Source organism: Pseudomonas sp. EL_65y_Pfl1_R83, from assembly GCF_963970695.1.
GTDB lineage: Bacteria > Pseudomonadota > Gammaproteobacteria > Pseudomonadales > Pseudomonadaceae > Aquipseudomonas > Aquipseudomonas tritici.
The window spans coordinates 1-460 of sequence record NZ_CAXAQI010000399.1; the positions used below are offsets into that span (position 1 = coordinate 1).

The following is a 460-nucleotide window of genomic DNA, read 5'->3' on the forward strand; positions in this document are numbered from 1 at the left end:
CGCCAGATTGACCGTGTTGTAGGGCGAAATGCGATAGGCATTGGCCAAGTCCGCATATTGCGGCCCGGTCCATTTGTCGGTTAGCGAGAATTTGATCGGCCCGTTCTTGTAGAGGATACCGCCAGCCGCCGTCGACATCGGGGCCTTGCCGATGATCGTGCGCGGGACGACCTTGCCCGTCACCGGGTCGGTATAGACAGTGGTCTTGGCATAGTTGCGCGACGCGTTCGCGAACACGGCCAGACCATTGCCAAAGGCATAGGTCACCTGCCCCTCGACACCCTTGTACAGCGCACCGCCGATGTTGGTGAAGATCGTGCCGAGCCCTTGACCGGACGTATCGCTGTAGCTGTAGAATTTGTTGGTGAAGTTGATGACATAGACATCCGCGTCCAGCGACAGATGGCTGCCGTGATACACCGCGCCCGCCTGATAGTTGGTCGATTTCTGCGGCACCGCG

The 460-nt window shown here is 59.1% G+C and carries 1 protein-coding gene; it reads right to left on the bottom strand.

What is annotated here, in order from left to right:
- On the bottom strand, positions 1-460 hold a 460-nt coding region (locus AACY08_RS29495), incomplete at both ends, for a TonB-dependent receptor domain-containing protein (RefSeq protein ID WP_339472613.1).